General features: G+C 58.5%; 15 protein-coding genes and 1 pseudogene. 4 read left to right on the forward strand and 12 right to left on the reverse strand.

Annotated elements, in window-relative coordinates; all coding sequences use genetic code 11:
• Positions 1–9: 9 nt before the first annotated feature.
• Both bfr and ACVI9W_RS18020 read right to left on the reverse strand, forming a co-directional pair.
• A complete protein-coding gene (gene bfr / locus ACVI9W_RS18015; protein WP_157191402.1) occupies positions 10–480 on the reverse strand; it encodes a bacterioferritin in 471 nt (156 codons plus the stop codon).
• Positions 481–679: 199 nt separating this feature from the next.
• Positions 680–898 carry a bacterioferritin-associated ferredoxin gene (locus ACVI9W_RS18020; RefSeq protein ID WP_157194694.1) on the reverse strand — a complete coding sequence of 73 codons (219 nt, stop codon included), beginning with the start codon at positions 896–898 and terminating at the stop codon, positions 680–682.
• A 232-nt stretch (positions 899–1130) separates the two neighbouring features.
• Here ACVI9W_RS18020 and ACVI9W_RS18025 point away from each other — a divergent pair, with 232 nt between their 5' ends.
• Positions 1131–1733 carry a peroxiredoxin gene (locus ACVI9W_RS18025; RefSeq protein WP_038607775.1) on the forward strand — a complete coding sequence of 201 codons (603 nt, stop codon included), beginning with the start codon at positions 1131–1133 and terminating at the stop codon, positions 1731–1733.
• A 62-nt stretch (positions 1734–1795) separates the two neighbouring features.
• Here ACVI9W_RS18025 and rnt read toward each other — a convergent pair whose 3' ends face one another.
• Positions 1796–2464 carry a ribonuclease T gene (rnt, locus tag ACVI9W_RS18030; protein WP_274295447.1) on the reverse strand — a complete coding sequence of 223 codons (669 nt, stop codon included), beginning with the start codon at positions 2462–2464 and terminating at the stop codon, positions 1796–1798.
• On the reverse strand, positions 2461–3507 hold the full coding sequence (gene pyrC / locus ACVI9W_RS18035; protein WP_461530714.1) for a dihydroorotase: 1047 nt from the start codon (positions 3505–3507) through the stop codon (positions 2461–2463). The genes rnt and pyrC overlap by 4 nt, the downstream gene beginning before the upstream one ends.
• Positions 3508–3637: 130 nt before the next feature.
• Here pyrC and ACVI9W_RS18040 point away from each other — a divergent pair, with 130 nt between their 5' ends.
• Positions 3638–4579, forward strand: coding sequence for a flagellar protein MotY (locus ACVI9W_RS18040; RefSeq protein WP_461530715.1), 942 nt, complete (start codon positions 3638–3640; stop codon positions 4577–4579).
• Between the two features lie 129 nt (positions 4580–4708).
• Positions 4709–5926 (forward strand): argininosuccinate synthase, encoded by a 1218-nt coding sequence (locus tag ACVI9W_RS18045; RefSeq protein WP_461530716.1) that lies wholly within the window; start codon positions 4709–4711, stop codon positions 5924–5926.
• A 43-nt stretch (positions 5927–5969) separates the two neighbouring features.
• Here the strand turns inward: ACVI9W_RS18045 and ACVI9W_RS18050 are convergent, their stop codons facing one another.
• Positions 5970–6524, reverse strand: a complete 555-nt coding sequence (locus ACVI9W_RS18050) for a hypothetical protein (RefSeq protein WP_461530717.1) — start codon at positions 6522–6524, stop codon at positions 5970–5972.
• A 429-nt stretch (positions 6525–6953) separates the two neighbouring features.
• Between ACVI9W_RS18050 and ACVI9W_RS18055 the strand changes: the two genes are divergently transcribed.
• Positions 6954–7580 carry a response regulator transcription factor gene (locus tag ACVI9W_RS18055; protein ID WP_191830868.1) on the forward strand — a complete coding sequence of 209 codons (627 nt, stop codon included), beginning with the start codon at positions 6954–6956 and terminating at the stop codon, positions 7578–7580.
• A 95-nt stretch (positions 7581–7675) separates the two neighbouring features.
• Here the strand turns inward: ACVI9W_RS18055 and ACVI9W_RS18060 are convergent, their stop codons facing one another.
• The 7 genes and pseudogenes from ACVI9W_RS18060 to ACVI9W_RS18090 form a co-directional block, all read right to left on the reverse strand.
• A complete protein-coding gene (locus ACVI9W_RS18060) occupies positions 7676–7852 on the reverse strand; it encodes a PA3496 family putative envelope integrity protein (RefSeq protein ID WP_461530718.1) in 177 nt (58 codons plus the stop codon).
• 105 nt (positions 7853–7957) lie between these two features.
• Complete coding sequence (gene nth, locus ACVI9W_RS18065; RefSeq protein WP_107024622.1) at positions 7958–8596, reverse strand: endonuclease III; 639 nt, start codon at positions 8594–8596, stop codon at positions 7958–7960.
• Between the two features lie 4 nt (positions 8597–8600).
• Positions 8601–9125, reverse strand: a complete 525-nt coding sequence (locus tag ACVI9W_RS18070) for an Rnf-Nqr domain containing protein (RefSeq protein WP_461530719.1) — start codon at positions 9123–9125, stop codon at positions 8601–8603.
• On the reverse strand, positions 9118–9735 hold the full coding sequence (locus ACVI9W_RS18075; protein WP_461530720.1) for an RnfABCDGE type electron transport complex subunit G: 618 nt from the start codon (positions 9733–9735) through the stop codon (positions 9118–9120). The genes ACVI9W_RS18070 and ACVI9W_RS18075 overlap by 8 nt, the downstream gene beginning before the upstream one ends.
• A complete protein-coding gene (locus tag ACVI9W_RS18080; protein ID WP_461530721.1) occupies positions 9732–10718 on the reverse strand; it encodes an RnfABCDGE type electron transport complex subunit D in 987 nt (328 codons plus the stop codon). The genes ACVI9W_RS18075 and ACVI9W_RS18080 overlap by 4 nt, the downstream gene beginning before the upstream one ends.
• A pseudogene (gene rsxB / locus ACVI9W_RS18085) lies at positions 10714–11559 on the reverse strand (electron transport complex subunit RsxB); the annotation flags it as partial. The gene ACVI9W_RS18080 and the pseudogene rsxB, both read right to left, overlap by 5 nt.
• Positions 11556–12137 (reverse strand): Rnf-Nqr domain containing protein, encoded by a 582-nt coding sequence (locus ACVI9W_RS18090; RefSeq protein WP_461530722.1) that lies wholly within the window; start codon positions 12135–12137, stop codon positions 11556–11558. The pseudogene rsxB and the gene ACVI9W_RS18090, both read right to left, overlap by 4 nt.
• Between the last annotated feature and the right edge of the window lie 39 nt (positions 12138–12176).

The raw sequence follows: 12176 nt of genomic DNA on the forward strand, positions 1-12176 counted from the left end.
CAGGCGAAGTTACTCGCCCATCTGCGACTGCAGGTAGTTTTCCAGACCGACTTTGTCGATCAGGCTCAGCTGGGTTTCCAGCCAGTCGATATGCTCTTCCTCGGACTCGAGGATGTCTTCAAGCAGCTCGCGGCTGCCGAAGTCGCCAACGGTTTCACAGTGGGCGATAGCGGCCTTGAGGTCGGCCAGACCTTTCTGCTCGATTTTCAGGTCGCATTCGAGCATTTCTTTGGTGTGTTCACCAATCAGCAGCTTGCCCAGGTCCTGGACGTTGGGAATGCCTTCGAGAAACAGAATACGCTTGATCAGTTTGTCAGCGTGCTTCATTTCATCGATGGATTCCTTGTACTCGTGCTTGCCGAGCTTATCCAGACCCCAGTCTTCATACATGCGCGCATGCAGGAAGTATTGGTTGATTGCGACCAGCTCGTTTCCGAGGATCTTGTTGAGATGCTGGATGACGCTAACGTCGCCTTTCATGATGGGGTCCTGCCCTATAAGTGTGTCTATAAGCAAGAGTTTGAGCCCCGTAACTTCGACTGTCAAACCTAAGTTATTGAATAATAAATGAAAATTAATCGGAATAAGAATGTTTGTGTTCCGCGTTATACCCCTAACTTATTGAATTACAGGCATAAAAAAACCGGACACGGGGTCCGGTTCTTGGAATGGGCTGTTTTTACGCTGCAGTAAATTCCACAGGGTAGGGCAAGATAGCCTGGCTGACCTGCAGTTCGGTCAGGGTTTCACGCACAACCTGCTTGGCCAGGCAGGCACATTTGCCACACTGGCTCGCCACGTTGGTGGCGCTTCTGACTTCCTTGTAGCTGCAGCATCCTTCATAGATCGCATCGCGGATCTGTCCGTCGGTTACACCAACACAAAGACACACATACATAGGGCAGACCATCGCTGGTAAAGGCTCAATGCGAAGAAGCTTAATGTTAATGAGAATGCTTGTCAAAGCACAATATGCCGAACTTTGCGCCAGAGCGACCAGCGGCAGCTTTCGAAGGTGCAGAGCCTGAAATTCGGCGAGCAGCGTCAGGCGGTGTATCATGGCCGACCTTTGCTCTGTCAGGTGGCTTATGCCAGCCTGCACAGCTGTTTCAACCATCAGGAGATATCGAATGAGCGTACTCGTTGGCAAAACTGCCCCGGACTTCACTGTTCCAGCCGTACTGGGCAATGGCGAAATCGTCGACAGCTTCAACCTGGCTTCGGCCATCAAAGGCAAGTACGGCCTGGTGTTCTTCTACCCGCTGGACTTCACCTTCGTCTGCCCGTCCGAGCTGATCGCTCTGGATCACCGCATGGCTGAGTTCCGCGACCGTAACGTTGAAGTGATCGCAGTGTCGATCGACTCGCACTTCACCCACAACGCCTGGCGCAACACCCCGATCAATGCCGGTGGCATCGGTCAGGTGCAGTACATCATGGCTGCTGACATGAAGCACGAAATCGCCAAGGCCTACGACGTTGAGTCCGAAGGCGGCGTTGCTTTCCGTGGCGCGTTCCTGATCGACGACAAAGGCGTTGTCCGTTCGCAGATCGTCAACGACCTGCCACTGGGCCGCAACATGGACGAGCTGCTGCGTCTGGTCGACGCCCTGCAATTCCATGAAGAGCACGGCGAAGTCTGCCCTGCCAACTGGAAAAAAGGCGACAAGGGCATGACCGCTTCGCCTGAAGGCGTTGCTGCTTACCTGAGCGAGAACGCTGGCAAGCTGTAATAGCGAGCGACAAAAAAAAAACCGGCCTTGATGGCCGGTTTTTTTATGGGTTCAGCAAGGCGTCAGTCGTTGAAGTCCTGCCAGCCACCCATTTCCTTCCAGCGATTGACGATGCCGCAGAACAGCTCGGCAGTCTTCTCGGTGTCGTAACGGGCCGAGTGGGCCTCACGACCGTCGAAATCGATGTCGGCACTCTGGCAGGCACGGGCCAGCACGGTCTGGCCGTAGGCAAGACCGGCCAGGGTCGCGGTGTCGAAACTGGAGAACGGATGAAACGGGTTGCGTTTCATATCGTGGCGCGCCACCGCCGCGTTGAGGAAGCCAAGGTCAAAGCTGCTGTTATGGCCCACCAGGATCGCCCGCTTGCAGCCATTGGCCTTGAGCGCCTTGCGCACGCCACGGAAGATATCGGTCAGCGCTGACTCTTCGCTGACGGCCATGCGCAGTGGGTGATCGAGCTTGATCCCGGTGAACTCCAGGGCGGCCTGTTCGATGTTGGCACCTTCGAACGGTTCGACGCGGAAGAAGTAGGTGTGCTCCGGGAACAGGAAGCCTTTTTCATCCATGCCGATGGTTACTGCGGCAATTTCCAGCAGGGCGTCGGTAGCGCTGTTGAAACCACCGGTCTCGACATCCACTACAACCGGCAGGTAACCACGAAAACGTTCAGCCATCGGGTGGCGTGGGCCACCGCTTGGACCATCCTGGTCGTCGTACAGATCTTCACTCACGCAGTTTCCTCCAGCAGGCGCCAGCGCAGTTGTTCACCGGCGCGCAGCGGGATAACGGTCTGCTCGCCGAACGGCAAGCTGCTTGGGGCGGTCCAGTCTTCACGAACCAGGGTAATGGTGTCGGTGTTGCGCGGCAGGCCGTAGAAGTCCGGGCCGTGCTTGCTGGCAAAACCTTCGAGCTTGTCCAGCGCGTTGCGCTGTTCGAACGCTTCGGCGTACATCTCGATGGCGGCGTAGGCGGTGTAGCAGCCGGCGCAGCCACAGGCCGCTTCTTTGGCGTGACGGGCGTGGGGCGCCGAGTCGGTACCGAGGAAGAACTTGCTGCTGCCGCTGGTGGCTGCGTCCAGCAAGGCCACCTGGTGGGTGTTGCGCTTGAGGATCGGCAGGCAATAGAAGTGCGGACGAATACCGCCGACCAGCATGTGGTTGCGGTTATACAGCAGGTGCTGGGCGGTGATGGTCGCGCCGACGTTGGCCGGAGCCTCGTTGACGAACTGCACGGCATCGCTGGTGGTGATGTGCTCGAAGACCACTTTCAGGGTCGGGAAGCGTTCGACGACACGGCGCAGATGCTCGTCGATGAACAGCTTCTCGCGGTCGAACACGTCGATCTCGCTACGGGTCACTTCACCGTGCACCAGCAGCGGCATGCCGATTTCGGCCATGGCTTCGAGTGCCGGGAAAATGTTGTCGATGCTGGTAACGCCGGAATCGGAGTTGGTCGTCGCGCCGGCCGGATACAGCTTGGCGGCATGCACGAAACCTGTAGCCTTGGCTGCGCGGACTTCTTCGGGCTGGGTACGGTCAGTGAGGTACAGCACCATCAGCGGTTCGAAGCGGCTACCGGCCGGACGTGCGGCCAGGATGCGCTCGCGATAGGCGCCGGCTTCGGCGGCATTGCGCACTGGCGGTACCAGGTTGGGCATGATGATTGCGCGAGCAAAGGTGCGCGCAACGTCGCCAACGGTGTGGGGCAAGACGGCGCCATCACGAAGATGGATGTGCCAGTCATCGGGACGCAGGAGGGTCAGGCGGTCGGACATTGGGGATTCCAGGCGGGTCGAACTCAAGGTGAATGCTACCGGAAAAGCCGGGTCCGAGCACTCGCTATCAAGTTTTGCCACGCCTGACCGATAGCCTGCGGGTATACCGTGAAAATCTGTGGAGCCGCCCGTGCGCCAGCGTTATCTAGCCCTACTCAGCCTGTTTGCCTGCTTGCCGGCGACGGCACTCACTTTCCAGACCCGTCTGGAGAATATTGAGTGGAAGGTCGAAGGCGATCAGTTCGAATGCCGCCTGGTCCAGCCGGTTGCCGATTTCGGTAGTGGTGAGTTCGTGCGCCGTGCCGGTGAACAGGCGACGTTTCAATTGCGTTCGAGCAGCAATGTCCTGGGTACAGGATCTGCAACCCTGCTGGCTGCCGCAGCGCCCTGGCAGCCAGGCCGTGGCGATATCAACCTGGGCTCGGTGCGCATGGCCCGTAGCGGCGTGCTGTTTACCAGCTCTCAAGGGCAGGCCAGCCGTCTGATCAATGGTCTGCTCGACGGCCGCAGTACCGTGGTTCGCAACTATGCCGGTGAAGCCGGGCGAGCGATGGAAGTGCGCCTGTTGCCGGTAAAATTCAGCAAGGCCTACAGCGATTACCAGGTCTGCGCCGCCAAGCTGCTGCCAATGAATTACGACCAGGTGCGCCAGGCACGGGTCGATTTCCCTGGGGGCGGGATTGAACTGGACGCCAATGCCAAGGCGCGTCTGGACGTGATCCTGGAGTTTCTCAAGGCCGATCCTACGGTCAACCGCATCGAGCTTGACGGTCACTCCGACAACAGTGGCAATCGCCTGACCAATCGTGATCTGTCCCGACGCCGGGCCTTGGCGGTAATGGAGTACTTCAAGGCGCATGGCATTGCCGAAGATCAGATCAGCGTACGCTTCCACGGTGAGCGCTACCCGCTGGCCGCCAACAACTCGGCCGCCAACCGCGCGCGCAATCGCCGGGTGAATATTCAGCTCGATCGGGTAACCCCGGTTGAAACAGCGTCAGAAAAAGCCCCGGAAACACCAGCAGCCCCCGCGGCGCAAACGGAAACTGGCAAGCCATCGATCAAGTCGTGAGGTGCGACCGTCCGTCGCGCTCTCGACAGTTCCTGTCGCTTTGTCGTCACAAGCTGTCGCCCCACTGTAATTTTTGCGGCAAGGCCGGTAGAATCGACGGCTTTCCGTACAACCCCGTGGAGTGATGGCATGGCGGACGTAAAAAAGGTCGTACTGGCGTATTCCGGCGGCCTTGATACTTCGGTGATTCTCAAGTGGCTGCAGGATACCTACAACTGTGAAGTGGTGACTTTCACTGCCGACCTGGGGCAGGGCGAAGAGGTCGAACCGGCCCGCGCCAAGGCTCAGGCCATGGGCGTGAAAGAAATCTACATCGATGACCTGCGCGAAGAGTTCGTGCGCGACTTCGTTTTCCCGATGTTCCGCGCTAACACCGTTTACGAAGGCGAGTACCTGCTGGGTACTTCCATCGCTCGTCCGCTTATCGCCAAGCGTCTGATCGAAATCGCCAATGAAACCGGCGCCGACGCCATTTCCCATGGTGCTACCGGCAAGGGTAACGACCAGGTGCGCTTCGAACTGGGTGCCTATGCACTCAAGCCGGGCGTCAAGGTTATCGCTCCATGGCGTGAATGGGACCTGCTGTCCCGTGAAAAACTCATGGACTATGCCGAAAAGCACGGTATCCCGATCGAGCGTCACGGCAAGAAAAAATCGCCTTATTCGATGGACGCCAACCTGCTGCACATCTCCTATGAAGGTGGCGTGCTGGAGGATACCTGGACCGAACACGAAGAAGACATGTGGAAGTGGACCAAGTCGCCAGAGGCTGCGCCGGACGTTCCTACCTACCTGGAACTGACTTACCGCAACGGTGACATCGTTGCCCTGGACGGCGTTGAAATGTCGCCGGCCACCGTATTGGCCACCCTCAACCGCATTGGCGGCGAGAACGGCATCGGTCGTCTGGACATCGTCGAAAACCGCTATGTCGGCATGAAGTCCCGTGGCTGCTACGAGACCCCGGGCGGCACCATCATGCTGCGCGCGCACCGGGCGATCGAGTCGATCACCCTGGATCGTGAAGTCGCTCACCTGAAAGACGAGCTGATGGTCAAGTACGCCAGCCTGATCTACACCGGCTACTGGTGGAGCCCGGAGCGTCTGATGCTGCAGCAGATGATCGACGCCTCCCAGGTCAATGTGAACGGTGTCGTGCGCCTGAAACTGTACAAGGGCAACGTGATCGTCACTGGCCGTAAGTCCGATGACTCGCTGTTCGACGCCAACATCGCAACCTTCGAAGAAGATGGCGGCGCTTACAACCAGGCCGACGCAGCGGGCTTCATCAAGCTCAACGCCCTGCGTATGCGCATTGCTGCAAACAAGGGTCGTTCGCTGCTCTGAACGATGCCTTGAATGAAAACCCCGGCCTGGTCCGGGGTTTTTTTTAGTTGTTGATCGGCTGGGTTGCCAGTGTTGTCTGGATGCCTGTCTCCAGGTTGATTAGTGTCCAGGTGTTGCACAATGGGTGGGTCTGGTCCAATGCCAGCATGGCAAAGTGTTCGAGCAATTGACTCGCACATGTTCCGCTTATGGTAATGGTTACGGATGCTTGAACAATCTGTAGCGGATTACCAGGCGCATGGGCAGTGCTGTTGTCCGCTGCGAGGCTGATAGCCTCATTGTCTATCGGTAATTCAGCGGGTGCCTGTAGTACGTTGCTATTGATTGTTTCCAGCGTAGTGGGTGGTTGCACTGAAGTAGCAGCGGCGGAGGCGTCGGTGGAATCCTGTATTGGCAGTGAATACAAAGATTTGTAGTTGAAGTTGAGTGTAAGGAAGAATAAGACGGTCAGAAAAAACGGAAAGCCTACAAGAAACCATGTGTAGGTGGTCTGGCTGTCTTCACTTAGAAAAGGCAACGAAGCCAGCGCCGAGGCTTCGATGATTCCGGCGAATATAGCAATGATGGTCAATGGGCTTTTCGGCTCTGCGTTGCTCATCGCCGTGTCCTCACTTCGCTTTCACCCAGTCGAGTGGCTATTAGTCTGGATAACACGCGGGGTTGGCACTGGGCGGGATTTCTGATCGGGGAAACTATTGCCTCGCATCTTGTATCGAACCTCATAGAGGTCGGTAAATATATATCAAGATTATAAGACTTTTCCTTCAGGTATTAAGGTGCTGCTGGCTGGGTTATTTAGGTGTGCTGGTGCTATTTTTGGTTTTAGAGGTTAATTCTGTTTCGTTCAAGGGCACTGATGTAAGTGTGGGAATGGGCAGGTTCAGGTTTTTTGTAGGACCAATCCTCTATGTGTGTAGGTTTTATCTTTGTGTGCTTTTGCTCGCGGGTGTCGCAATACAATATGTCGCGTAACTAGGCTATTGTGCGGGCTCAAAAAAAATCGAACAGCGAACAATTGGATCTGCCCATGAATAAAGTGCTGATCGTGGATGATCACCCGGTCATCCGCCTGGCTGTACGTATGCTGATGGAGCGGCATGGCTATGAAGTCATCGCAGAGACGGATAATGGCGTGGACGCGTTACAACTGGCACGAGAGCATGATCCGGATATCGTCATTCTGGACATCGGCATCCCCAAACTCGATGGTCTTGAAGTTATTGCCCGGCTTACGACCACCTGTCCGGGGGCCAAGGTGCTGGTACTGACCTCCCAGGCACCTGGGCACTTTTCGATGCGTTGTATGCAGGCAGGTGCCGCCGGCTATGTCTGCAAGCAGCAGGACCTCACAGAGCTGCTCAGTGCAATCAAGGCCGTGCTGTCCGGCTACAGTTATTTCCCCAATCAAGCGCTGCATTCGGTGCGTAGCAATCTGGGCGGCGCCAGTGAAGCCGATATGGTCGAGCGTCTGTCGGGGCGGGAGATGATGGTCCTGCAGCAACTGGCGCGCGGCCGGACCAACAAGGAAATTGCCGATGGTATGTTTCTGAGCAACAAGACCGTCAGTACCTACAAGACCCGGCTGCTACTCAAGCTCAATGCCCGGTCATTGGTTGATCTGATCGAACTGGCCCAGCGCAACGGTCTGGTTTGATATCGCCAGTAGCAACAAAGCCTCCACTCGGGAGGCTTTGTTGGTGAGGCCGGTACTCCGCAGCCAAGGGCTACCTGGCTTGCACAGTCGACGCGTCAGAGGTCGAAGTCGTAATCGGCCAGTTGTTTCTTCAGGCGACGTTCTTCCAGCATGTTATCGATGGTACGGCGCTTGCTCAAGTTGGTCTTTGCCACTTCAGCCGGAACATCTTCCTCTGCGTCTTCAGTGGCGATGTCGTCATCGACAACCAGGTCTTCTTTATCGGTGCTCATAAGTCACTCCAAGCCAAGAGGGCCATTGGCGCACCTTATAGCGAGAATTTTCGAGCTGGTACAAAAGATTTTTTCAATCGGCCCGGCGCAGTTTTCACTATCTGCTCAATCGTCTGAGGTTTTCTGCTTGTATTCACACAGGTCTTCGATCCGGCAACTTCCACAACGCGGTTTACGTGCCAGGCACACATAGCGCCCGTGCAGGATCAGCCAGTGGTGAGCATCGAGCAGGTAAGCCTTGGGCACGAACTTCATCAATGCCTTCTCAACTTCAAGCACTGTCTTGCCCGGAGCAATCCCGGTGCGGTTGCTGACCCTGAAAATATGCGTGTCCACCGCCATTGCCAGTTGCCGGAAAGCGGTGTTGAGGACCACGTTGGCGGTCTTGCGACCCACGCCAGGCAATGCTTCAAGCGCTTCGCGAGTTTCTGGTACCTGGCTGCCATGCTGTTCGATCAGCAAGCGGCAGGTTTCGATCACGTTGCGGGCTTTGCTGTTGTACAGGCCGATGGTCTTGATGTATTGCGACAGTCCGTCGACGCCAAGGGCATAGATGGCTTCGGGGGTATTGGCGACCGGGTACAACTTGGCGGTCGCCTTGTTCACGCTGACATCGGTGGCTTGGGCTGAAAGAATGACCGAAATCAGCAACTCGAAGGGGGAGGTGTAAGCCAGTTCTGTCTTGGGCTCGGGATTGTCTTCGTGCAGCCTGCGAAATATCTCCAGGCGTTTGGCGGCATTCATGGGGTCAACACTTTCCTTGACGACGTGAGGGGGCTCGCCGCAGGCAAACCCTGTTGTACAGGGCCAGCAGCAGGCCCAACAGAAAAAACGCCCCGGGCAGCAGGGCAGCCAGGCGCAGTCCCGCCCAGCCGGCCAACAACTCGCGGCAAAGCCCCAAGGCGATACACAGGGCGGCGAATGCGCCTAGCAACTGGACGATATCGCGCCAGCGACGGTTTTCGCCTTGAGCGTACTCGAATATCAGGCATTGTACGGCGATCAGTGCCGGGTAGGGGCTCAGCGCCTGATGCAGGGGCAGGGCCCAGGCGCGCAGACTCAACTCCAGGCAGGTCGTCAGCGCTGCGGCCAGCAGCACGCTGGCGAGCATTCTGCCGCGGGCCGCGAGCCAGCGGTGCAAAGAACCCATTGCCAATTGATGCAGGGTAATCAGTAACACGCTGAAACCGGCGATGGCGCACGCGTCAAGCAGCGTCTGGGTGATACCCAGCAACGGGGCCAGGCTCACGGCGGCCAGCCATTGCCTACTCATCATTGGCTGCCTCAAGTAAGTGCTGACGATGTTCGTCGAAGTAGCGCAGGGCGTCATGCACAGCATGGATCACCGCACGCGAAGTCACCGTGGCGCCTGCCAGTTGATCAAACTGACCGCTGTCACGCTTCAGCGCCCAGGCGGCATCGGGTGTGGTTTGCCGGCTGGTACCGATGAAGCTTTGTAGCCACTGGTTACCCGGTTCTACCAGCCTGGCGCCCAGACCAGGCGTTTCCTGTTGGCGCAGTACCTTGCTGGCGATCAGGCGGCCTTGCGTGTCGATGGCGATCAGCAGCTCGATCTGGCCTGCGTAACCCTGAGTCTGACTGTGCAGCACTACCGCGCTCGGGCGACCGGCAAGGGTGGCACGATAGCCTGCCAGCAGCCGGCTGTGGGCGAGGGTGGGGGCGCTTAGCACCAGGGGTGTCTGCAATGGCTGGTTGTCATAGGTCTTTTCTGGCAGGACGCTGAGCCAGGTCTGTGCCTTGAGCTTTTGCTCGGCCAGAGCGATATCCCGGGCACTGAAGTGCTGCCAGATCATGCTGCTGCCCAGGCTCAACAAGGCAATGAGCGACAGCAGTATGGTGCTGCGTATCGACGAGCGGTTCATGATGACACCGCTTGACGACGTTCGGCCCAGCGCTCCAGCGCCGGTACACACAGGTTCATCAGCAGCACCGCGAAAGCGGTGCCATCGGGGTAGCTGCCCCAGGTGCGGATCAGGTAGATCAACAAGCCCATCCCTATGCCAAACAGCAAGCGGGCCTGTGGTGACCTGGGGCCGGAAACCGGTTCTGTCGCAATAAAGAATGCGGCCAGCATGGTCGAGCCGCTGAACAGATGCAGTAACGGTGAACCATTGGAATCCGAGCCGGATCCATTCCAGAACAACAGGCTGATCACGAACAGACTCGCCAGCAAGCCGACAGGGGCATGCCAGCTGAAGACCTTGCGTTGCAACAGCAGCAAGCCGCCAAGCAGGAAGGCCAGGTTGACCGTTTCGCTGCCTGCGCCGCCGAAATGCCCGAAGCCTGGATGAGTGCTGAACAACTCGTCGAGGGTCAGGCTGCGGTTGTTGCGCAGGCCATCCAGAACGGTAGCCTGGGCCCAGGCATCGGGTTGCTCGCCGGTACTGAAAGCAAACACATGCTGCAGGCTGCTGCCCAGATCCAGCAGTTGCGCACCGGGCCACTGGGTCATGTGCAGCGGGAAGGCCAGCAAGACCACGGCATAGCCGAGCATGGCCGGGTTGAACGGGTTCTTGCCGACACCGCCATACAGTTGCTTGCCAAGGGCGATGGCACTGACCGTGGCGATAACCGGTACCCACCAGGGGGCGTAGGCAGGCAAGGCAGCGGCAAGCAGGGTGGCGCTGACCAGGGCGCTGCCATCATTGAGTGAAGGCAGGACCGGGCGTTGCTGCAGCTTGAGCAGCAGGCCTTCGCTCGCCAGGGCTGAGCTTGCGCACAACAACAGATTGAAGACCATTCCCCAGCCATGCTGCCAGAGCAGCGTCAGCACCCCAGGCAGGCACGCCAGCAGCACCAGCAGCATGGTGCTGCGCAGGCGCTCGCTGTTATCAACGGCCGGCATGGGCGGTAGCCGGTTGCAAGGCCAGCAGTTGCGCCTGGGCCTGTTCGGCCTCTTGTTCCAGTTCAGCCAACTGCGCCAGCTGAGTAGCGTTCGGTGTCGCACCGAAGGCGCTTCTGGCTTTGTTCAGCTGTGCCCGGCTCATGGCGGCGGCAATCTTTGCTTTTTTCAGCGCGGCATCGGCCGCGGCGGCTTTCTGTGCCTTGACCCGCTCGATGGCGGATTTGATCGGGTCATCGCTGGTTACGGCATGCTCCGGGGTGTTACTGACGGCGCTGCGTTGACTGCGGGCGGCACGATCGGCTTGCTTGCGCGCTTCTTCGCGCTGCAGGCGGCTGTTGCGCAATTCAAAGCGACGGCGGGCATGATTGCGTTTGGCGCTGCGGGCAGCCAGGGTCTCGGCGTCCTGGGCCATGCCGCCGACAATCGGGATGATGCTGCTGGTTGCGCTCAGTGGCAGCAGGTCGATGCAATCTACCGGGCAGGGTGCCACGCACAGGTCGCAGCCTGTGCATTCAGCACTGATCACGGTGTGCATCAATTTGGCTGCACCGACAATGGCATCCACCGGGCAGGCCTGGATGCATTTGGTGCAGCCAATGCATTCGGCTTCGCGGATAAAGGCAACCTGGGGCGGCGCGCTACCGCGCTCAGGGTCCAGGGCTATGAGCGGCACCTGCAGCAGGTTGGCCAGGGCGGCGATGGTTTCGCTGCCGCCTGGCGGGCATTTATTGATCGCTTCGCCCTTGGCCAGGCCCTCTGCATAGGGCTTGCAGCCAGGGTGACCACATTTGCCGCATTGGGTCTGCGGCAGCAGGGCGTCGATGCGTTGAATCAGACTCATGATGTAAATAATCCGTTGAAGCCGAGAAACGCCAAGGCCATCACGCCCGCGCCGATTAACTCTGCAGGCAGGCCGCGAAAGCTCTCGGGCATCGCCTCGTTGTCACTGCGTTGACGCAGGTCGGCGAACAGGCTCAAAGCCAGCCAGAACCCCAGACCACCGCCCAGGCTCCAGGCCAGGGTCTGCAGTGTGCCGTAGGCGCCTTCAATGACCTGCAGGCTCAAGCCTAGCAGTGCCACATTGCCCAGCAGTAACGGCATCAGCCCGTCGAAGGGCAGGCTTGGCAACGCTCGAGACAACAGGCCGAGCAGCGGCTCAATCAGCAGTACGCACAGGGGCAGCAGGACGAAAAGACGTAGGTACTCAAGCTGCAGGGGTTGCAGGAGGTAGTGATACAGCAGTTGCCCCAGCGTGACGGCCAGCACCAGTAACGCCAGTGTTGCAAGTCCCAGTGCGTGCAGTCGACGGCGGTCCTGGCCAGCAGAAGGTTGCAGGGCCGGGTCGATGGCCAGCCCTTGATGCAGGACCAGGTTGTTGACCAGCGCGGCGCTGATCAGGGCCAGGATGAATTCGCTCATGGGGGTGCACATTGCCAGGGCTGTTCGCCATTATCCGGC

This window comes from Pseudomonas sp. 210_17 TE3656 (assembly GCF_054821965.1).